The organism is Acidobacteriota bacterium (assembly GCA_040756905.1).
GTDB lineage: Bacteria > Acidobacteriota > Aminicenantia > JBFLYD01 > JBFLYD01 > JBFLYD01.
In genome coordinates, this window is sequence record JBFLYD010000017.1 from 20092 (window position 1) to 41988 (window position 21897).

Annotated in this window: 22 protein-coding genes; 7 read left to right on the top strand and 15 right to left on the bottom strand. The window is 34.5% G+C overall.

The window, feature by feature from the left end; all coding sequences use genetic code 11:
* The first annotated feature begins 17 nt into the window (after nucleotides 1–17).
* The 4 genes from AB1410_02260 (at nucleotide 18) to AB1410_02275 (ending at nucleotide 4306) form a co-directional block, all read left to right on the top strand.
* A complete protein-coding gene (locus AB1410_02260; protein ID MEW6455526.1) occupies nucleotides 18–1346 on the top strand; it encodes a ribonuclease H-like domain-containing protein in 1329 nt (442 codons plus the stop codon).
* Nucleotides 1347–1355: 9 nt separating this feature from the next.
* Nucleotides 1356–2276 (top strand): DUF6599 family protein, encoded by a 921-nt coding sequence (locus AB1410_02265; GenBank protein ID MEW6455527.1) that lies wholly within the window; start codon nucleotides 1356–1358, stop codon nucleotides 2274–2276.
* Between the two features lie 190 nt (nucleotides 2277–2466).
* Nucleotides 2467–3351 (top strand): DUF362 domain-containing protein, encoded by an 885-nt coding sequence (locus AB1410_02270; GenBank protein MEW6455528.1) that lies wholly within the window; start codon nucleotides 2467–2469, stop codon nucleotides 3349–3351.
* Nucleotides 3352–3361: 10 nt separating this feature from the next.
* Nucleotides 3362–4306: a DUF1177 domain-containing protein gene (locus AB1410_02275; GenBank protein ID MEW6455529.1), complete on the top strand. Its 945-nt coding sequence runs from the start codon at nucleotides 3362–3364 to the stop codon at nucleotides 4304–4306.
* A gap of 40 nt (nucleotides 4307–4346) precedes the next feature.
* Here the strand turns inward: AB1410_02275 and AB1410_02280 are convergent, their stop codons facing one another.
* Nucleotides 4347–5516 (bottom strand): MFS transporter, encoded by a 1170-nt coding sequence (locus AB1410_02280; GenBank protein ID MEW6455530.1) that lies wholly within the window; start codon nucleotides 5514–5516, stop codon nucleotides 4347–4349.
* Nucleotides 5517–5774: 258 nt separating this feature from the next.
* Between AB1410_02280 and galT the strand changes: the two genes are divergently transcribed.
* From galT to AB1410_02295, 3 genes are all read left to right on the top strand, one after another.
* Complete coding sequence (gene galT, locus AB1410_02285) at nucleotides 5775–6743, top strand: galactose-1-phosphate uridylyltransferase (GenBank protein MEW6455531.1); 969 nt, start codon at nucleotides 5775–5777, stop codon at nucleotides 6741–6743.
* 158 nt (nucleotides 6744–6901) lie between these two features.
* On the top strand, nucleotides 6902–7987 hold the full coding sequence (locus tag AB1410_02290) for an ATP-dependent 6-phosphofructokinase (protein ID MEW6455532.1): 1086 nt from the start codon (nucleotides 6902–6904) through the stop codon (nucleotides 7985–7987).
* A 146-nt stretch (nucleotides 7988–8133) separates the two neighbouring features.
* Nucleotides 8134–9009: a diacylglycerol kinase family protein gene (locus AB1410_02295; protein MEW6455533.1), complete on the top strand. Its 876-nt coding sequence runs from the start codon at nucleotides 8134–8136 to the stop codon at nucleotides 9007–9009.
* 42 nt (nucleotides 9010–9051) lie between these two features.
* Here AB1410_02295 and AB1410_02300 read toward each other — a convergent pair whose 3' ends face one another.
* The 14 genes from AB1410_02300 to rpsO all read right to left on the bottom strand — a co-directional run bounded on the left by AB1410_02300 (nucleotide 9052) and on the right by rpsO (nucleotide 21478).
* Entirely contained in the window at nucleotides 9052–9474 is a 423-nt protein-coding gene (locus tag AB1410_02300) for a biopolymer transporter ExbD (GenBank protein ID MEW6455534.1), read from the bottom strand.
* Nucleotides 9475–9478: 4 nt separating this feature from the next.
* Nucleotides 9479–10153: a MotA/TolQ/ExbB proton channel family protein gene (locus tag AB1410_02305; GenBank protein ID MEW6455535.1), complete on the bottom strand. Its 675-nt coding sequence runs from the start codon at nucleotides 10151–10153 to the stop codon at nucleotides 9479–9481.
* Nucleotides 10154–10186: 33 nt separating this feature from the next.
* Entirely contained in the window at nucleotides 10187–10921 is a 735-nt protein-coding gene (locus tag AB1410_02310; protein ID MEW6455536.1) for a TonB family protein, read from the bottom strand.
* A gap of 105 nt (nucleotides 10922–11026) precedes the next feature.
* On the bottom strand, nucleotides 11027–12184 hold the full coding sequence (gene secF / locus AB1410_02315) for a protein translocase subunit SecF (GenBank protein MEW6455537.1): 1158 nt from the start codon (nucleotides 12182–12184) through the stop codon (nucleotides 11027–11029).
* Between the two features lie 12 nt (nucleotides 12185–12196).
* Nucleotides 12197–13729, bottom strand: a complete 1533-nt coding sequence (gene secD / locus AB1410_02320; GenBank protein ID MEW6455538.1) for a protein translocase subunit SecD — start codon at nucleotides 13727–13729, stop codon at nucleotides 12197–12199.
* A 60-nt stretch (nucleotides 13730–13789) separates the two neighbouring features.
* A complete protein-coding gene (gene yajC, locus AB1410_02325) occupies nucleotides 13790–14104 on the bottom strand; it encodes a preprotein translocase subunit YajC (GenBank protein MEW6455539.1) in 315 nt (104 codons plus the stop codon).
* Nucleotides 14104–15225 (bottom strand): tRNA guanosine(34) transglycosylase Tgt, encoded by a 1122-nt coding sequence (tgt, locus tag AB1410_02330; protein MEW6455540.1) that lies wholly within the window; start codon nucleotides 15223–15225, stop codon nucleotides 14104–14106. The genes yajC and tgt overlap by 1 nt, the downstream gene beginning before the upstream one ends.
* 152 nt (nucleotides 15226–15377) lie before the next feature.
* The gene (locus AB1410_02335) at nucleotides 15378–16445 is read right to left on the bottom strand and encodes a DUF933 domain-containing protein (GenBank protein MEW6455541.1); all 1068 of its coding nucleotides are present in this window, start codon (nucleotides 16443–16445) and stop codon (nucleotides 15378–15380) included.
* Nucleotides 16442–17569 (bottom strand): lipid-A-disaccharide synthase, encoded by a 1128-nt coding sequence (lpxB, locus tag AB1410_02340; GenBank protein ID MEW6455542.1) that lies wholly within the window; start codon nucleotides 17567–17569, stop codon nucleotides 16442–16444. Before lpxB ends, AB1410_02335 begins: the two co-directional genes overlap by 4 nt.
* Complete coding sequence (locus AB1410_02345; GenBank protein MEW6455543.1) at nucleotides 17559–18092, bottom strand: hypothetical protein; 534 nt, start codon at nucleotides 18090–18092, stop codon at nucleotides 17559–17561. The genes lpxB and AB1410_02345 overlap by 11 nt, the downstream gene beginning before the upstream one ends.
* 36 nt (nucleotides 18093–18128) lie before the next feature.
* Nucleotides 18129–18542 carry a type II secretion system protein gene (locus AB1410_02350; protein MEW6455544.1) on the bottom strand — a complete coding sequence of 138 codons (414 nt, stop codon included), beginning with the start codon at nucleotides 18540–18542 and terminating at the stop codon, nucleotides 18129–18131.
* A gap of 19 nt (nucleotides 18543–18561) precedes the next feature.
* Nucleotides 18562–19032 (bottom strand): type II secretion system protein, encoded by a 471-nt coding sequence (locus AB1410_02355; protein ID MEW6455545.1) that lies wholly within the window; start codon nucleotides 19030–19032, stop codon nucleotides 18562–18564.
* A gap of 3 nt (nucleotides 19033–19035) precedes the next feature.
* Complete coding sequence (gene pnp, locus AB1410_02360; GenBank protein MEW6455546.1) at nucleotides 19036–21177, bottom strand: polyribonucleotide nucleotidyltransferase; 2142 nt, start codon at nucleotides 21175–21177, stop codon at nucleotides 19036–19038.
* 31 nt (nucleotides 21178–21208) lie between these two features.
* Complete coding sequence (gene rpsO, locus AB1410_02365; protein MEW6455547.1) at nucleotides 21209–21478, bottom strand: 30S ribosomal protein S15; 270 nt, start codon at nucleotides 21476–21478, stop codon at nucleotides 21209–21211.
* Nucleotides 21479–21897: the final 419 nt, after the last annotated feature.

The following is a 21897-nucleotide window of genomic DNA, read 5'->3' on the forward strand; positions in this document are numbered from 1 at the left end:
TAAAATAAGGGGTCTAAATGGATTTAAAAGATAGATTAGAAATTCTGAAAAAAATTCAGAGAGAAAAAACTGAAAGGAGTTTTCTAAAAGATGAGAAAATAGCAAAGGAATGGGAGAATATCCAGAAAGAAGAATTATCAAAAAGAGAAAAGCTTGAAAAGCTTATTGAGATATCTCAAAAAATAAAGGAAAAAACAGCACAAAAGGAGGCAGAAAAAATTGAAACATTTAATTATTTTGAAATTCCTGATGAGTTTGAACATCCATTCAATGCTGATTTCAAATTAGGAAAAATCTTGATAAGGGATGGGTTCTCTGATTTCAGAAGAGAGCTCGGCATTCTTGGCAAGGATTTGACTTTCCATTCTTTAAATTTAAATGAAACCCTGTTTTTAGACCTTGAAACAACAGGTCTTTCAGGAGGAACAGGCGTAATACCTTTCCTTATCGGTCTTGGATTCTATGAAGAAGAAAAATACAAAATAAAACATTACTTCATAAGAGATTTAAAGGAGGAAAGATACATTCTTGAAAAGTTTCAATGTTTTCTACAAGAGAGAAACTTCTCAGGGCTTATAACCTATAATGGAAAAAACTTTGATTTGCCCATCCTTGAGGCAAGATTTATTTTGAATAGAGTTCCGAATCCTTTTGTAAACATTCCTCATTTAGATTTTTTGTATCCGGCAAGAAAAATCTGGAAATATAAATACCAGAACTGCAGCCTGTCTTACCTGGGAGAGATGATATTAAACATAAAAAGGGATGAGGACATTCCCAGAGAAGAAATACCGCTCAGATATTCCACATACCTCAGAACAGGAAACTTTTCCCTTATTGAACCTGTTATCTATCACAATGAGCTCGATTTAATAGCTCTACTCGGCCTTGTTGTAACAGCTTCTCTCATTCTAAAATCTCCGGAGAATCAGACAGAAGATCCTATAGAGATATTCGGTATTTCAAGAATTTATGAAACAGTTGAAGATGAGGAAAATTGTCTTTACAATTTAAAGATGGCTGTTGAAAGAGGCTTACCAGGAGAACTAAATATAATTGCAAGGAAAAAACTTGCTTTGAATCTAAAAAGGAAGAATCAATGGAAAGAAGCAATAAAAATATGGGATGAAATCCAGCAGATAGATTTCGAATCTGCTGTGGAGCTTGCAAAATATTATGAACATAAAGAGAAAAAAATAGACAGAGCATTTGAGCTGGTAGAAAGTCTATATGAAAAAATAAACGATCTAAGTTTCAGTAAAAAAGATGAACTTGAGATAAGAAAAAATCGACTTATCAAAAAATTAATCCATTTAAAAAAGAGTGAAGGTTTTATTGGAAAATAACTGAAACATATGAAAAGATTATTTCCCATATTTATTCTATATATAGGAATATTTTATTCGGTAAATATGGAGAAAGTTAACATGAAGGACTTAATACCCTATGAAATTCATGGATGGAAAGCTAAAGGAGAAGACATAATTTACAACCCTCAAAACATTTTTGATTACATCAATGGGGCTGGAGAAGTTTATCGTTCTTACAATTTTCGTGAGCTTTTAGTTCGGAGATTCTTCAAACAAGGTAATCCAGAGATAATTGTTGATTTATTCGATATGGGCTCATCAGAAGATGCTTTTGGTATATTTACTCATGACCGAGAAGGTAATGATATAGGCATTGGACAGGGCTCTGAATACAGGTCCGGCTTGTTATCATTCTGGAAAGACAGATATTTTATTTCAATTTTAACAGAACAGGAAACAGAAGCTTCCAAACAAGCTTTATTATCCTTGGGAAGATCCATTTCAAATTCGATTAAATCCACTGGCTTTGAACCAGAATTGCTAAAACTTTTGCCTTCCAACGGCCTCATCAACAACAGTATCAAATATTTCCATAATCACAACATTCTTAACTACCACTATTTTTTATCTGATAAAAATATTCTCAACCTAAATCAGGAAACAAGAGTCGTGCTCGCAGAATACTTGAGGGAAAAAGGTGGATCTCTTCTTTTACTTGTTCAGTATCCTGATGAAAAAAAGGCTAAATCAGGATTAAATAATTTTTTAAAATTATACTTTCCAGAAAGCAAGATTTTCGAATATTTTCAAAATGAGAATAATAAATGGATTGGCGCAATTAATTATAATGATTTAATAATAATAGTGCTCGATGCTTCTTCAAAAAGCCTTGCAGAGGAATTGATAAAAAGTGTTAGAAATAATTTTTATATTAAAAATTTGAGCAGCAAGGGTGACCCGAGATGAGGAACACATATGATTTCTTAGAGAAGTCAGCCATCCCCTTCGCTCAGAGGTTTCAGAGTGTTCAATCTTTCAGAATCAACGGTTTCTCAAGTATTAAGATGCTCGTCGATATATCGCTCAAAAGATTGTTGACCTCTTATTTACATAAAATATGTTTTCTTGGTCACCCTTTCTGCCCCGAAAAGAAAAAATGAAAATTATTACCCGCCGGGATTTTCTTTATAATGCCACTTTGGCTGCTCTCTTTAGTTTATCGGGATTGTCTTCGATAAAAAAATCAAAAGCTGAAGCCACGAAGAAGACAAAGGTAGTTCTTGTTCGTGACGAAAATGCTCTTGAACGGAAAAGATTGAACCAGAAAGTTATCCAAAGAATGTTCGATGATGGAATTGCAGCACTCTTGGGAGAAAAAGATCCAATTAAAGCATGGAAACTTTTGATAAAACCTGATGATGTTGTTGGAATTAAAAGTAATGTATGGAGTCCTCTTCCAACACCGAAGGAGATTGAACAGGCTATAAAAAATAGAATTTTAGATGCAGGAGTTCAGGAAAAACATATCAGTATCGATGATCGAGGAGTGTTAAATAATCCAATTTTTAAAAAAAGCACTGTTCTTATTAATGTCCGTCCCCTTAGAACTCATCATTGGTCTGGAGTCGGAGGATGCATAAAGAATTACATCATGTTTGTACCCTTCCCCTTTCTCTACCATAACAATTCATGTGCCAACCTTGGGGCAATATGGAATTCTTCAAGAGTTAAGGGAAAAACTAAATTGAACATATTAGTTATATTAACCCCGCTTTTTCATGGAATAGGGCCTCATCATTTCAATCCTGAGTATGTATGGGAATATAAAGGTATCATTCTTGGAAAAGATCCAGTTTCAGTGGACTCAACTGGTGTTCGAATTTTACAGGCGAAGCGATTATCTTTTTTTAAAAAAGTAAGACCGATAAGTCCTCTTCCGACTCACATAATTATCGCGGATAAAAAATTCAAACTCGGTCCCTCAGACCCTGAACAGATAGATTTAATTAAAATCGGATGGATGGAGGATTGTTTAATTTAAGGAGTAAAAAATGCTATTAAAACAAATAACTGAAGTCTGTGATTTATTAGATACTCCTGATATATCCGGAGATAAAGTAAAAAAATTTCTAAAAAACAAAGGACTGAAAGATTCAGAAATTGAAGTTGTAAAAATTGAAGGCAAGAAAGGTTGTACAGACTTGATAAAAATAAAGATTGGAGGAACAAATGGAAAATCAAAGAGTTTAAAATCTCCAACACTGGGCATAATAGGAAGGGTCGGTGGACTCGGTGCAAGGCCTGAAAAAATAGGTCTCGTATCTGATGCCGATGGAGCAATAATTGCAATTTCGTGTGCTTATAAAATTGTTGAGATGAGAGAACGAAAGGACTTTCTACTTGGAGATATAATAATTTCAACCCATATCTGTCCTAATGCTCCAACCATTCAACATGAATTGGTAAAATTTATGGATTCGCCAGTTGACATTCATGTTCTCCTTAAGCACGAGGTTGACGCTGAAATGGATGCAATCCTTTCAAATGACACCACCAGGGGTAACAGGATTATAAATCATCGAGGATTTTCAATATCTCCTACAGTAAAAGATGGGTATATTTTAAGAGTAAGTGAGGATCTTCTCGATATAATGCAAAATGTAACGGGTAAACCTCCGGTTGTTCTACCGATAACAATGCAGGATATAACTCCTTATGGAAATAATATCTATCATCTTAATAGCATAATGCAGCCTTCAACAGTCACTTCTGCACCAGTTGTAGGAGTTGCAATAACTTCAGAGCTTCCCATTGCCGGATGTTCCACAGGAGTTACACAGATAATAGACATCGAAATGGCAGCAAGGTTTAACATTGAAGTGGCAAAAGCTTTCGGTAAAGGAAATTGCAAATTCTATAATGAAAAAGAGTTTGAAGAAATATTAAAAAGATATGGCCCAAGTATGCTTTCTCACAAATACTTTCGTATGAAGTAAAAAAGGGGATAATCCCTTTTTCAAAAACAAGAATGCTTTCTCATAAAAAAGGGGAGGATCTCCTTTTTATGAATTTTTTAAAAATGAGATACAAAAATGTTGAAGAAATGATCATTAAAAGAGAAAGAGAGCGAAACATTTCTGAATATCCAAAACTTTCAACAAACCACCCTGAGATTGGAGGACCTATTGCAAATCCCAGGTCGATTAATGCAGTAAATATACTCAAAGCTTTTCCCCTTTCTTTCTCATCCACCTCAGTCACAGCCATTGTAAGCAGGTTTGGAAATAGAAATCCCATCCCTCCTCCATAGATCAAACCTGAAATTATTACCATGGGATTTCCTCTGGCATAAGAAGTCAAAAATATTCCCAGACCCAGTATGTAAAAGGAGAAAAGCACTGTTTCTCCTTTAGCCCAGAATTTGAATCTTCCACCTATAAAGAATCTGATCAAAACTGCAATAAGGGCAGCAGAGGTGAAAAAAAATCCAATTTTTACAGAGGGAAAATTTTTTATCCACAAAGGAACAAATGTATTCGTAGAGGAAAGTCCAAGTCCAAGAAAAAAAGAAAAAATTGATACTATAAGGAATTTCGAATTTCTGATTAAACTGAAAAAATTTCTACTTTTAGTCGATTCTGTTCTTTTCCACTCAAATTTTATTCTGGAAGAAATAATTAATGCAGTTACGCACAGAATAAAAGCGAACATGAAATAAAGAAAAAAACCAGTTTTCTCAATAATCCATTCTCCAATGAATGGCATAAATAAATTGGGGAGGAGAAAGAATATAGAAAGAATACTTAGAACATGAGCTCTGTTTGTCTCATCTGAAAATATAACTGCCAATAACAGTAAAGAAATTAATATGGAAGAATAACTCATTCCCTGACCTGCTCTTACAAATATAAGAAAAAAACCCAATTTCTTTACAACCAAATAGCAGAACACAAAAAATGACAGGAAAATAAGCCCGGTTAGCAATATCCTCTTTGGATTTACAACATCGATTATCCAACCTATTATCGGCCTTGAGAAAAAAGTGAATATGAAATAGATTCCAACATAAATGCCCACTATATCTGGTGTTGCCCCTAATTTTTTTAAGAAAAGTGGAAGAAGGAGCATCAGGGAATTTGTACAGTATAGTAGAAGAATAATAACATCAATTTGATAAATTTCTTTCGGGAAAAAAACTCTCTTCATTAAGAATAATATGAAAAAATATCAAAAAATAACCCTATAAGCAAATTTATTGAAGAGGTCAACCATCCCCTTCGCTCAGAAGATAGTTGACCTTTCTTAAAAATAACAAATTAGTGGGTTGACTTAGGTAAAATGGTAAAATAAAATTTAAGCCTGAAATGAAAAAAATAAAGAAAAGAAAAAATGATGGAAGGTATGTAATCTATTATTCCTTTAAGGCAAAAAATAAATCTTCAAAGATTAAAAAGAAAAAAAAGAATGAATGAGCTGAGATTTCATCCATTTCTTAATGAATGGGTAGCCATTGCTACTCATAGACAGAACAGAGATTTTTTACCACCTGAAGATTTCTGTCCTCTATGCCCAACGAAAGATAAACAAAAGCCAACAGAAATTCCTGAGAAGAATTTTGAAATTGTTGTATTTGAAAATAAATATCCAACCTTTGTCTTAAATGCTCCTGAAGTTATTCAGGAAAATTTTTTAAAAAAAAGAAGAGCATCAGGAATATGTGAGGTTGTGGTCTATTCTCCAGATCATAATCTTCCTCTTGAAAAGTTTCCTCTCAAAAAAATTGAGAATTTAATCGAAGTCTGGATTGACAGGTATAAGGAGCTCTCGGAGGAAAAGTTCATAAAATATGTATTAATCTTTGAAAACAAAGGAAGGGAGATTGGAGTTACTCTCGATCATCCCCATGGACAGATATATGCTTATCCCTACATTCCTCCAATTGTGAAAAAGGAGCTCAATTCTGCCTTAAATTATTTTAAAAAAAATAAAAAATGTTTATTCTGTCAAATACTCTCCCATGAGGAAAATGAAAGAAAAAGAGTAGTGATAGAAAATAAAAGTTTCTTTGGTTTTATTCCTTTTTACGCAAGATATCCTTATGAGGTTCATGTTTTTTCAAAAAGACATATCTGCTCTCTTAGAGAAATTGACAATTTTGATAAAAAAAACTTAGCTTCTATATTAAAATCTCTTGTTAATAAATACAACAATCTTTTCGGTTTTCAAATGCCCTACATGATGGTTATTCATCAATCTCCCACTGATCAGAGAGATTATTCAAAATGGGTTCATTTTCATATCGAATTTTACCCTCCCTATCGAACAAAGGATAAATTAAAATTTTTAGCCAGTTCTGAACAAGGAGCAGGCACATTCATAAACGATACACTTCCAGAGGAAAATGCAATAATCTTAAGAAATGTTAAAATTTAGAGAGATCTCTGAAAAAGTCCATCTGCTGCGTTGCAGTATCAGCTTTATCGCTCCAACGTACAGGAAGTACGCCTCCGCTCAAAGCTTCACTGCGCCTTGCATCTGGAGCTTTTTGAGAGATCTCTTAGTATTTAGTGAAAGTCTAAAGGGAGAAAAAGATGATTAAAAGAATTGGAATACTCACCGGCGGTGGAGATTGCCCGGGTCTAAACGCGGTAATAAGAGCAGTGGTCAAAATAGCAATAATGGAATTTGGAATCGAATGTTATGGTATAGAAGATGGCTATAAAGGTCTTGTAACAAAAAAGGTAAAAAAGCTCGAGCTGGATGATGTTGCTGGAATAATTGCTCGAGGAGGAACCATTCTTGGAACTTCAAATCGTGACAATCCGTTCAAGTGGCCTGTGATAATAAACGGAAAAAAAGAATATCGTGACTATTCAAATGAAGCATTGAAGACAATTGAATACAATGAACTGGATGCTCTAATTATTGTAGGAGGTGATGGGACCCAATCCATTGGATATAAATTTCATGAATTAGGAGTACCAGTGATTGGCATTCCGAAAACCATAGATAATGATATCTCTGGAACCGATGTATCTTTCGGGTTTGATACAGCATTGAGTGTTGCTACAACATCCCTTGATAAACTTCATTCCACGGCTGAATCCCATCATAGAGTAATGGTCATGGAAGTAATGGGAAGGTATGCTGGATGGATAGCATTGCACGCCGGTGTTGCTGGAGGAGCAGATGTAATATTAATTCCAGAGATTCCTTTCAGAATTGAGAAGGTAGCTGAGAAAATTTCTGAGAGAGGAAAGAAAGGGAAAAGGTTCTCAATGGTTGTGGTTGCTGAAGGAGCAAAGCCAGAAGGAGGAGAAATGGTTTACAAAAAGAAAGTCGATGACCCTGATGCTCCATTTAGATTAGGCGGAATTGGTAATAAGGTAGGAGAAGAAGTTGAAAAACTCACAGACATTGAAACTCGTGTTACAGTTTTAGGACATCTTCAAAGAGGGGGAAGCCCCACCCCATTTGACAGACTCCTTGCAACAAGATTTGGATACCATGCGATTCTTTCAGCTATAAATGGAGACTCGGGAAAAATGGTTGCATTGAGATGTGCCAATATAATAACTATTCCAATAAAAGAAGCCATCGAAACATTAAGACGTGTATCTCCTGAATCTGATCTTGTAAAATTCGCCCAATCGATAGGCACATCTTTTGGGGTATAGGAAGTCCAACCATCCTCTGAACGATATATCGACGAATATCTTAATACTTAATAAAGAATAAATTCTAAATAACTTCTGAGCAAAGGGGAGGGTTGACCTCTTTTAAAATGATTGAAAAAAAGCAGGAATTTAGATAATATTCTTCTGTGAAAAGAGTATTGATCATTGGAAATCCACGAGCTGGTATCAGCAAAAAAGAAAAATATTACAAATTAATAAAAAATTATCTTTCTGAGCACTTTGACCATGTAGAAATTATATTTTCCAAAGAAAAGGGAGAAAATCATTTAATAGCAAAACAGGAAAAGGATAATTATGATTTAATTGTGGCATGGGGAGGGGACGGCACAATCAATGAGGTAGGAACTGCACTCATCAATACAGAGAAACCCCTCGGAATTATTCCCGGTGGATCAGGAAACGGGCTGGCAAGAGGATTAAACATTCCTTTAAATTTAAAACAAGCGCTCAATATTATTGCAAATGAAAGAGATATAAAAATAGATGTAGGAAAAATTAACGATAAATATTTCTTGAATGTGGCTGGAGTAGGATTCGATGCAAAAATTTCTTACGACTTCAACTCTCAGATGAAAAAAAGAGGGATACTGGGATATATATACTGTGGATTAATAAATTATTCAAATTTTAAACCATTTGAACTTGAAATTAATCAAAATGGAAATAAAATGGTTTTCTCCTCCATAATCATAACTGCTTTTGCAAATTTCAGAGAATACGGTGGGAAAGCAATCATTGCTCCTTTTGCATCTCCATATGATGGAATGCTTGACATCTGTATAGTTACTAAAATGCCTTTTTTAAAAGCTCTATCAAAGTTGAATTATTTATTCTCTGGAAAAATTCATAAACTTCCTACCTATCAAACTTTTAAAATAGAAAACCTAAAAATATCTCTCGATAAACCTGAATACTTCCATTATGATGGAGAAATTGGATATCAAACTCAGGAAATAAATATATCTATTTTTTCTCGAGCTTTAAAAGTAAGGATTATTTAAAAGAACTATTTTATGTTAAACTTGTAAATCCTGTTTTATTAATTAATCTATCTCTTCGTGGGCCTTCTGCTCTGTAACTATTCCTAAAATTTCAATTCCCGCTTCTCTAATGATGTTCATGATTTTAACGATGGATCCATAATCCAGCTCAGCATCTGCTTTTAAGTACAATGTCTTATCAGTTCTGTTTTCAAAAAGCTCTTCTATTTTTGGCTTTAAGTTATTTTCGTTAACCTGTTCCTGATTCAGATAAATCGAACCATCAAATTTTATTGCAACAACAATCTGGTTTGCAGGATCAGGCTGGCCTACTGTGTTAGCTGCTTCAGGCAATCTTACATCAACACCTTTCTGAAGCATTGGAGTTACAACCATGAATATAATCAATAGAACTAAGAGGACATCACAAAGAGGAACTACATTGGGTTCAGACTTTGCTTCGCCTGCACCTAATTCAACTCCCATTTATTTATGCTCCTGTTTTTTGAATGAAAAACCCCACAAGCTCAGATGAAGAGTTTGCCATTTCAGCAGAAAAAACCTCAATTTGATTCAAAAAGAAATTGTAAAACCAAACAGCTATTACCGCCACACCAATTCCAGTTCCAGTGGTAACAAGTGCTTCAGCAATTCCTGCTGCGACTGCACCTATTCCTCCAGAGCCTGTTATAGCCATGCCATGAAATGCGTTTATAATTCCAAAAACTGTGCCAAACAATCCAACAAATGGAGCTGTGCTTCCTATTGTAGCGAGGGCATTTAATCCTTTTTTAAAATCCTGAACTCCTATTAATGTCGCTCTTTCAATTGCTCTTTTGGATGATTCAATTTTTTCTTCAACCTTGTTTGTGGTTTCTAATTGATACATGAATTCCTCTAATCCTGCTGCAACTACTTTAGCTAAATGGGAATTCTTGTTTTTCTTATCTATGGCTAAAGTAATCGCATCTTTTGTTTTTCCCTCTTTTAATAATTTAGCCAATTGGGGTGCCAGCTTTCGAGATTGTTTTCTCGCTTTTGTATAGGTTATGATTTTCTCAATTCCAACTGTAAAAGTCCAGATAGAAAGAAAAAGCAATATGAAAACTACTCCCTTTGCTAAGGCTCCCATCTGCTGCCACATCTCAAGCAACCCGAACTGCATTTTTAAACCTCCTTTTTATTCTAAAATAAGTTTTTATTTCTTAAGTTCGAATGTAACCGTAACAACAAAAATAACCGGCCTTGGCCTTCCACTAATGAATAATGGCTCATAGACCCATTGTCTCACAGCGTCAATAGCTGCCTGATCCAGAAGGGGAATAGACCTTAAAACTTTAACTGTCTGAACACGTCCATATATATCAGTCATCGCCTCTAAAATAACAATCCCTTCTACTCTCGCCTGAACTGCGATTGGAGGATATACAGGTTCCACTTTCTTTATTAATTTTGGCTGTTTGATATCTCCTATTGCTCTTACTGGAGCTTCTATATCACCTCCAACAACTCCTCCAATTACTCCTCCAACAACTCCTCCAAGAACTCCTCCAATTACTCCTCCTTCTACTCCTCCTTCTACTCCTCCTTCGATTCCAATATCACTCAATACTTCTTCAGCAATTGTATCAGGGATCTCCATTGGAGCAACAAGCTTCCCTGGCTCAATTGGCTTAGTTTCCTTAACTTCTTTAGTTTGAGTTTCAGCCTGTTTTTTCTTTGCGGGTGGGGGTGGGGGTGGGGGAGGTGGGGGAGGTAGCGCCAAAAATGCTGTTGTAATGGAAAATTTTGGTAGATTCTGGGTTAGTAAAAGAGGTATAATTATTGCAGACAATATAACAACTCCATGAATTATTATAGAAACAGGAAAAGTTATCCATTTTTTTGTTCTTTTTTTTGCCATTGTGGATACAATCATCCATTCTTCAAACATTTTATTTTTCCTCTCTTTTAAATAATCCTTTTATCAAATAAAATTATAATTTTATTTTTTTCAATTTTCAAGAAAAATTTTTCTCACAGTATCATATTATTTTCTTTATTTAAATCTCTTCTTTCTTAGATATTTTTCCCATAAGTATACAATCGAACAGCTCTGATAAATCGTAGAATAACTTCCCGTTATAACTCCAACAATCATGGTAAATGCGAACCCATTTATTATCTCTCCTCCAAATAAATAGAGGATCACAACAGTTACAAAGACAACTCCAGAAGTTATAATTGTTCTACTTAAAGTTTGATTTATAGAATTATTCAGTATCTCTTCAAAATTATGCTTCTTCATTGATTTTAAATTATCCCTGACCCTATCGAAAATTACTATCGTATCGTTTATAGAATATCCAACTATTGTTAACAATGCTGCAACTACATTGAGTGAGATTTCTTTATTAAAAAAAGATATGAATGCTAATGTAACAAGTGTATCATGAAACAGTGTTATAACCCCAGCAATTCCATACTGAATTTTAAATCTTAATGCTATATAAACCAACATTCCAAGCAATGCCCAGATGATAGCAAGAGTAGCCTTTTTTCTTAAATCTTTTCCAATCTGAGGCCCAACTATTTCAACTCCAAGAGTAGTGAAACTGCCTAAAAATGAATCCTTTTTTATTCCTTCCACAATTTTGCCATCAAGCCTAAGATTATACAATTCATCGTAATTAGTGATCAAACCCATTCTTCCATTTCTATATTCTATTATCTTTTTTGCAATCTCACTTGCTCTTTTCCTATCATTTAAATAATTCTCAACAATTTTTGCTATTCGAATCTCATTTGAATTGTTTAGATCTATTTTCCCTTTTTTTAACTCTTGTTCTTCTTTTTCTGTTCTCATGATATCAACTATCAACTTCGCCATTCTTTCATGGTCTTCCATCCTTTCTTCTTCAAATTTTTTCTCGCTTATTCTTTGAGTTTTGATTAAAAACTCATTTCTTTCCCCAAACCTTTGAATCAGACTATCGCCCAGTCCAACTTTTGCAAGTTTTGATCGAATATCAGCTACTGTTGTGTCTTCTTTAAAAGCCAACTCAACCAGTGTTCCTCCAGAAAAATCAATTCCATATATGAAACCATCTTTTGAAATGTATGAGATTATTCCAAGAGCTATTACAATTCCGCTCAAGACAAAGGCTAAGTATTTATACTTCATGAACTTAATGTTTGAGGTTTTAAAAAACTCCATTAAAACTTCACCTTATATACTGAGCTTTTCAATTTTTCTCCTTTTGCTGATTATAAGTTCAAATATATTTCTCGATACAAATACTGCAGTGAACATAGAAGCTACAATACCTATTATCAATGTTACAGCAAAACCTTTAACAGGTCCTGTTCCAAATTGAAAAAGAAATACTGCAGCGATTATGGTTGTGATATTTGAATCTAAAATTGTCACAAAAGCTTTTGAGAACCCGCTGGCAATTGCTGCTCTAACAGTCTTCCCAAGCCTCAAGTCTTCTCTTATCCTTTCAAAAATCAAGACATTGGCATCGACGGCCATACCCACGGTCAATATAATTCCTGCAATTCCAGGAAGTGTAAGAGTTGCCTTAAAATAGCTCATAACACCCAGAAGGATAATCATATTAAAGATAAGGGCCACAAATGCATTTACTCCGGCTGCTTTATAATAAATTATCATAAACAAAATAACCAGAACCAATGCTATTAAATAAGAGGTTAATCCTTTTCGAATAGAATCGATTCCAAGGGACGGACCTACTGTTCTCTCCTCAAGATACTTGATAGAAGCAGGAAGGGAGCCTGACCTTAATACAAGAGATAAATCATCAACCTCTTCAATTGAAAATCTTCCTGTGATAATTCCCTGGTCCCTGATAGTAGCTTGAATAGTTGGTGCACTTATAACTTTATTATCGAGGACAATAGCAAGGGGCTTTCCAATATTCTGAGATGTAACTTTTTCGAATATCTTTCCTGCAGCAGAACTCAATGTAAAGCTCACCACAGGTTGATTAAATTCATCTGTGGATCTTCTTGCATTTCTGATATCTTTTCCAGTAACTGCAGCTACTTTCTTTAAAAGATAAAAACCCTCTACCCCCTTTCTTGGGTCTCCCCTTACAACGTCTGCATCACCTGGTACAACTCCTCCAAAATCTTTTAAAAGAGCTTCTTCACTCGGAGCAGGACCAGCAACAACAAGTTTCCATTCAAGAAGGGCTGTGCTTTTTATTATGGCTTTCACCCTGTCAGGATCGCTTACACCTGGAAGCTGAACGAGAATTCTTTCTCCTCCCATTCCCTGTCTCTGAATTACTGGCTCTGCCACTCCAAATTCATCTACTCTATTCCTTATTGTTTCAATTGCCTGGGAGACAGATTGATCCCTTATTTGAGTTGCTATATTCAGTCTCATCGATAATCTCACAACATTACTAAAAATCGAATAATCCCAATCTATAAAATACTGGTCAAGGATATTTTTAATTTCATCTTCCTGAGAGGAGTCAATTCCCTCGATTTCGAATGAACTTACCCCTAATTTTTTTATCGAAGAATATTTAATTATTTTCTCCTTGAAAAGATCCTGAATCCTAAGAATTTGATGATCGGTTTCCATATTAAGGGCATCATTAGTTTCCACTTTCAGGACTAAATGCATTCCTCCTTTTAAATCCAGGCCAAGTTTTATTTTTTGTTTTGGAGGAAAAGTCAAAAATCCTGTTCCGATTACTACAATAGCTATCAAAATCCATTTCCACATTAAATCTTTCTTCATCTCAAGGAATCATTGTTAGAAATGATAAATCATCAAAAAAGTAATTTATTTATGTTCTTTTCCTAAAACTCCGGAAATAGCATTTTTTGCTATATCTATTTTTACATTCGTTGCTATTCGAAGCTCTATCTTATCTTCATGAACGCCCATAACAACACCATAAATTCCACCTGTTGTAATTACTTTATCGCCAGGCTTTAGACTTCCTATCATCTGCTGGTGTTTTTTCTGTCTTTTCCTTGCTGGTAAAATCAAAAGTAGATAGAAAACTATAAAGACTAAAATAAAAGGAAGTAAGCCTGCTAAAACACTACCAGAAGGTTGAGAAGACTTTTGCTGTGCGAAAAGAAACAAACTCATTAAATCATCTCTTTCTTCAAATTTAATGTATTACTCTTCAGTTCTTCAAAAGAACCGAGTAAAATACTTTGCCTAATTTTTTTAATAATGTCAAGATAAAATTGAATGTTATGTATCGTATTCAGAATAGAAGAATTTATTTCATTACTGACATACAGGTGCCTTAAATAGGCTTTTGAATAATTTCTGCAGGTATAACAATTACAATTTGGATCCAATGGAGATTCATCATCATAATATCTTTTCTGTTTAATTATGACCTTTCCCAGAGATGTGAAAATGGTACCAGTCCTTGCATTCCTTGTGGGAAGTACACAATCAAATACATCAACTCCTCTTTCAACAGCTTCGAATAAATCTTCAGGGGTCCCTGAACCCATCAAGTATTTTGGTTTTTCTTCGGGAAGGATTTCATTCATAACTTCAATCATTTCAAGCATCTTCTCTTTAGGCTCTCCGATACTCATCCCGCCGAGTCCATAGCCATCAAAATCCATTTCTTTTAATTTCTCTGCACAATACTCTCTTAAATTTCTGTATGTACCTCCCTGAACAATGCCGAAAATGGCTTGATTCTTATTCCATCTCTTAAAAGCCTCCATAGAACGCTCTGCCCATTTTACCGTCAATTCAGTGGAGTATTTAACTTCCTCATAGGGAGAGATGTAAGGAACAAAATAATCAAGAACCATCATGATGTCCGAGTTGAGCACACTTTGAATTTCTACAACTTTTTCAGGAGAAAAATGGAATTTTGATCCATCCAGATGGGATGAAAAGTATACGCCTTCCCCCTCTACTTTAGCAAGTTTAGAAATGCTGTAAATCTGGAAACCACCGCTATCCGTCAATATTGGTTTTCTCCATGAAATAAATTCATGGAGCCCTCCAAATTTCTCGATGACTTCTAATCCCGGTCTTAAATATACATGATATGTATTTGAGAGAATCATATCAGCTCCCAATTCTTCAAGTTCTCTATGTGTTAGCGCTTTTACAGCACCCTGGGATGCCACAGGAAGAAAACATGGAGTATTTACATCGCCCATCTTTGTTTTTATTATTCCAGTCCTTGCCTTTGAATCTTTTAATTCTGAAAGGATTTTAAAAGAATAGAACATATTAACTTTAACCCAATTTACCCAATATCATAGGCTCAACTTTGGGGCTTCGCCCCAAACCCAATATTTCATTTTACCTCAAAGCATTTTTAAATAATAAGGATTTTCCTTCTTTATCAATATAAACCTGAATTACCCTATGTAATTCAGGTTTAAGAATGAGAAAATCTGATATAAATCACATCTCCATCTTTTACTATGCAGTCCTTACCTTCCAGTCTAACAGCTCCTTTATTCTTTGCATTCTGAATTGATCCATGATTTAACAACTCTTCGTATGGGATAATTTCAGCTTTTATAAAACCTTTCTCAAGGTCAGAATGAATTACTCCTGCAGCTTTATTGACTGTCATCCCTTTCCTCAGAGGCCACAATCTAACTTCATCCTTCCCGATGGTAAAAAAAGAAATAATGTGGAGAACCTCAAGAGAGGCTTTTATGATTTTTCGACTTGTAAATTCTTTTAGACCCCACTCTTCCATAAAAGAAAGCCTCAAATCTTCCTCAAGTTCCATTATTTCTTCTTCGATTTTTCCACAGAAATTAATAGCAACTGCATTATCCTGTTTTTCAAAATATTTCAATGAATCATATAGTTCAGAAATATTTTTTTCATCAAGATTAATCGCATAAATAATCGGCTTTCTGGAAAAAAATCCAAATCCTTTTATAATCTTTTCTTCTTCTCCATCCAATGTCACATTTCTTAATGGATAATCCTCATCAAGGGCAATTTTCAGTTTATGGAGTATCTTCAATTCTCTTTCTCTATTGATATCTTTAACCTTTTTCAACTCTTTCTCGATTCTTTCTGTAGAGGATTCGATCGCAATCATGTCTACAAGTCTTAACTCTTCTTCAATCTCATAAATTTCTTTTTGAGGGTTTATCTCCTGCCTGAAATAGGGAACCGATGGACTTGAAAAAGCCCTGATTACAAATATCAAAGCGTCAAATTCTCTAAAATTTTCAAGATATACTGTATTTTTAACTTCCCCGAAAGAAAACCCAGTCAGGTCTCCATAATCTATATGGAAACTTACTTTGTTCTTTTCAGGATAAAGGGATGAGAGATTGTCGAGCCTTTTATCTTCTATTTTTGCTGAACCAATCCTTATCTCTTTTGTTCCTTTATGCTCCTCTACTCTCTTCGAAACAGTCAAGAGATTCCACAGGCAAGTTTTGCCAACTTTTGGATATCCGAGGATCCCTATCTTCATTTCAAAAATTTATAAATTTCTTCCACCGCTATTTTTGAAGCATTTTCATATCCTAATTTCTCTTTTATTTCCCTAAAATGAGTTTTCATTTCTTCTATTTTATCTTGAGATCTAAGAATTTTTAGAGCCTCGTTATAGATATTTCCTGGAGTTAATCTCGTTTGTATCAATTCTGGAATTATTTCTTTTCCGGCTAAAATATTTACAATACTGAATTTATCAATTTTTACAAACTTTCTTCCCAAAAGGTATGAAATGGGCATCACTTTATAAACTACTATCAACGGTATTTCTAAAAGTAATGCTTCTAAATTTGAAGTTCCACACGATGCTATTATCAAATCTGAATTTCCCATAACATCATAAACTTTATCTTTTACAATATTAATTCGAATTTCATTTAAGTACCTGTTTAGATATTCTTTATCTATATTTCTTGCTAAAATCAAAAATGTCTCAATATCGAATTCTTTTTTTAGCATTTTAACAGCCTCGACTATCACTGGAAGATGATATTTAACTTCTCTCATCCTTGAACCAGGAAGAATTGATATTACTTTCTTTCTATCCAATATGTTAAAATTCTTCCTGAATTCTGAATCTGTCATATTTTTTACCACTCTGGAGACAAGAGGATGGCCTATATATTTATGTTTAATTTTTTCTTTTTCGTATATTTCAGCTTCGAAAGGAAAAATCAATAACATTAAATCAACGTATTTTTTTATCTTATTCAATCTTCTTCTTCTCCATGCCCATATAGTAGGACTTATGTAATAAACAACAGGTATTCCGTATTTTTTCAGTTTCTTTGCGATCATTAAATTGAAATCAGGAAAATCAATTAATATGGAAAGGGCTGGCTTTCTTCTTTCAATCTCTTTTTCCATTCTTTTTTTTATTTTCCATATTTTTCCTATCTGAGTTATGACTTCAAATATTCCGATAAAAGAAAGCTCATTTACATCAAAAAGAATTTCCATTCCGGAATCTCTCATAAACTGGCCACCTGTTCCAAAGAATCTGTATTCATCTGTAAAATTCTTAAATTCCTTGATCAACTCGGCACCATACCTTTCAGCGGATTCCTCTCCAGCTATTATCAGGATACTTTTATTTTTCATTCTCTCCTGCTTTTTCAGGCTTAAAATATTCCATTTTTACAGTTTCATCCTGTTTTTTGCCATAATAAAAAAACCATTTGTTATAATGCTCTGCTTTATCATAAATTTTTATCGATTTTTCAGGATTAGAAGATACCACTCCTATAATTTGAGGCACATCTCTATAATATTTCAAGTATTTATTTGAAATGATCAACAAACTCCTTAATGCTTGCTTGGAAACTTCAATCTTGCTCGGGATGACAATCAAATCCCATCCAGAAGAATTATTTGTAGGATCCTTGTACAACTTTCTTATACATTTCTGTTTCAGTAGTTCGTCCAGGGAGGATGGAAATTTTCCAGGATTTTTTATTTGATAAATTCTTATGGCTTCAACATACTGGCTTCCTCTGAATATCAATTCTTTTTCCCTCTCTCTCTTCATTGCAGTGGACCACAGGGGATATATTGAGAGAAGAATTATTGCCATTATAGATACAGCTATCATTAAAATTACTATAGATATTCCTTTTTTTAACATATATATTATGAAAATTATATTATTTGATATGAATTTTTACCAGCTATTATATGGAGAACCCTCTGAGGAAATTTCGCTCGACCCGCTTTTCACATCAATTATCCCCAATTCCTCCCCTGTTTTATGTTCTTCCAGAGAAGGCTCTTCACGAATGACAATCCAAGTGTCTTTTGATCTTGTAACCGGATCGATTGGAATTTCTCTGATATATCCTTCTTTAACAAGATCCTGTAAAGATAAAGGATATTTTCTTTTATCTGCAAAGTACTGATCTATTACTTTTCTTAATTGGAAAAGGTTTTCCTTGAGAACAACCTCTCTTGCCTTCCGAGTTGAGCCTTTAAATTGTGGAAGAGCAATTGCAGCAAGAATTCCTATCAATGTCAAAACTACCAGAAGCTCGATAAAAGTAAAGCCTCTTTTTCCCTGTTTTCCTTTTTTAAAAATCATTTTTACCTCTTTCTACTTATTACCATGTGTTATACTTTGTCCCATCAAGGCCTATGGCTTCACTTTTTGTATACACATCCCATACATTCTTTCCACCCCATACTTTTGAATCAGGACTGTCCTGATAAGACCTCAATCCCCAATCATAGGAATTTGTCATTGGATCAAGCGGAACCCTTCTTAAAAATTTTATAATTTTTCCTTTTGGCTCCAGTAATTCTACTCCATTAACAAGAGTCTGAAGGTCAGGAGGATATCCTTCACTTTCAGGCTCGATTTTTATCTTTTTTTCATCTGCCAATCTTTTGTATTGATCAATTGCTTCTCTCATTATTCTTAGATTTTCTCTTAATTCAATCTCTTTTTCCCTCTTTACTGCTAACTTCGCAAGGGGAAGAATCGAGGCAGCTAAAATTGAAAGTATTGATAAAGTCACAAGGAGTTCTATAAGTGTTAATGCTTTATCTTTTTTATTGGAAAGAGAATTCATTAATCAGAAGAGTCTATTTCTTCTTCTATTATTAAATGTTGTTTTTGGTTTTCGATGTTTTTCTTCCTTGGAATCTATAGCTTTCTTGCTCAATTTTACCCTGTTGTATTCGTCAATGTCTATTACCTTTACGAAAAATTCTTGACCTTCTTTTATCTCATCTTTTATGTTTTTAATCCTGTAGGGTGCAATCTCTGAAATGTGAAGTAAACCCAACACATTTGGCATAATTTCGAGAAAAGCTCCGTAATCTTCAATTCTTTTTACTTTCCCAAGATAGATTTTTCCAACTTCAACCTCAACTACGATTTCTTCTATCAGAGAGATCGCCTTTTTCATAGTCTCAGGGTCTGAGGCTGCGATGGTTACTTTTCCATTATTTTCGATATTTATTTTTGCCCCTGTTTTTTCAATTATACTCTTTATGGTTTTCCCTGCTGGACCTATCAGATCTTTAATCTTATCAGGATTTATATCCATCTTCACAATTCTCGGAGCGAATTGAGATATTTGTTTCCTTGGCTCGGAAATTATGTTTAACATCTTTTCCAATATCTGAAGTCTTGCTTCTTTTGCCTGTTCCAGTGCCTCTTTCATTATTTGTGGTGTAACACCTTTTACTTTAATATCCATCTGTAATGCGGTAATGCCTTTTTTTGAGCCAGCTACTTTAAAATCCATATCACCATAATGGTCTTCTAACCCTGCTATATCTGTTAATATTGCATAATGACCATTTTCGATAACAAGACCCATGGCAATTCCTGCTATAGGCATTTTTAATGGAACGCCTGCATCCATTAATGCAAGACTCCCTCCACAGACAGTAGCCATAGAAGAAGATCCATTTGACTCTAAAATATCAGATACAAGTCGTATCGTGTAAGGAAAACCTTCCTCCTCTGGAATAGATGGAAAAATGGCTCTTTCTGCAAGGGCTCCATGCCCAATCTCTCTCCTTCCAGGGGCTCTTAAAAATGCAACTTCTCCAACAGAAAAAGGAGGGAAATTATAATGGACCATAAATCTTTTTGTAGCATTTTCTTCGTCGAGAATATCAAGATGCTGGACATCTTCAAATGTTCCTAATGTTACCGTAACCAGAGCCTGGGTCTCTCCCCTTGTAAATAACGCAGAGCCATGAGTTCTTGGAAGGAAACCCACTTCAATTGAAATGGGCCTTATCTCTTTAAAATCCCTTCCATCCGGTCTTCTTCTGTTGAAAACAACATCATTCCTGAACAATTCCTTTTTTATTTGTATAAATATTCTTTCAGTCTCTTTCCTCTCTTCTTCGTTCTCTTCTGGAATTGTTGAAATTAACGAGTCCAGGATCTCTTTTATTCTCGTTTCGCTCTCTTTCTTCCCAGGAGTATGAATCGCTGAAATTAAACTCTCCCTTATCTGCTCTTCAATCTTACTTCTTTTTTCAGGATCAATTATTTTTGGTTCCAGCGGTGTTTTTTTAGGGTTTATTCTGTGAAACAATTCTTTCTGGCAATTTACAATTTGCTTGATGTATTCGTGGGCAAACTGAATTGCTCCCCATATCTTATCTTCTTCAACTTCTTTTGCTCCTGCCTCAACCATAACTATTCCTTCTTCTGTTCCTGCAATAACTATGTTTAACGGACTCTCTTTCAGCTCCTCAGATGTAGGGTTTATACGATAATTATCGTTGATAATCCCAACTCTAACTGCCCCCACTGGGGTGTTAAAGGGAATTTCTGAAATGTACAATGAGGTGGATGCCCCGATTATTCCAAGGACATCCGGGTCATTAGCTAAATCAGCTGATAGAAGAAGAGCAACAATCTGAGTTTCATTACAATATCCTTCAGGAAATAAAGGCCTTATCGGTCTGTCAATTAATCTGCTTACAAGAATTTCTCTCTCTGAGGGCCTTCCTTCCCTCTTAAAAAACCCTCCTGGGATTTTACCAGCTGCATATGTATTTTCTCGATAATCGACAATAAGAGGTAAGAAATCTCCATTTTCCACTGGCTCTTCTTTAGCTGCAGCAGTTACAAGAACTATCGTATCTCCATACCTAATCAATGAAGATGCAGAGGATTGTTTTGCAAGAGAACCTGTTTCAATTATAAGTTTTCTACCCCCTATCTCCAGCTCTACTTTTTCCTTCATTTTACCTCCAGTTCAAACCCCAAGGGGAAAATTATTTTCTAAGGCCTAATTCTTTCAATATCCTTCTATATTTTTCGTAATTATTTTTTTTAAGATATTCAAGAAGCCCTTTTCTTCTTCCAACAAGTTTCATCAGCCCTGTCTTTGAATGATAATCTTTTTTGTGAATTTTAAAATGTTCGGTTAAATAATTAATTCTTTCAGTAAGTAATGCGATCTGAATCTCCGTAGATCCAGTATCATTCTCATGAATTTTAAATTTATCTATTAACTCTTTCTTTCTGGTATCCGTAACAGCCAATCTTTCCTCCTCTTTTAATTAATATATAATATTAACAGAATATTAAATAGAAGTAAAGGTATTTTTTAAAACATGGTTATATCCTTGCTATTCTCAGAGAGGCCAAACATCCCCTTCGCTCAGAGAATTTAGAGTAATCAGTAAGGGTGACTCCGAAAACACGCTGTATTTTCCCCAGTCCCGCACTAACTTATTATTACCTAATACAAACGCATTGAATAAATTGTAGGGCAACCCTTATAGTTATTTCATATGATTAGTACTCTTTACTTGTTAATATCTTTAGTTATAGTTCTTTCTCAGGAGGTTTTGATGGAAAGAGACCAGAAGAATGAGAGAATAGAGAGGTTGATGAGTAAAGGGTTAGACGAGGTTTTCAAGAAGGAGGTAATGGAAGGCTTGCGTTGTTCCCATTTTGA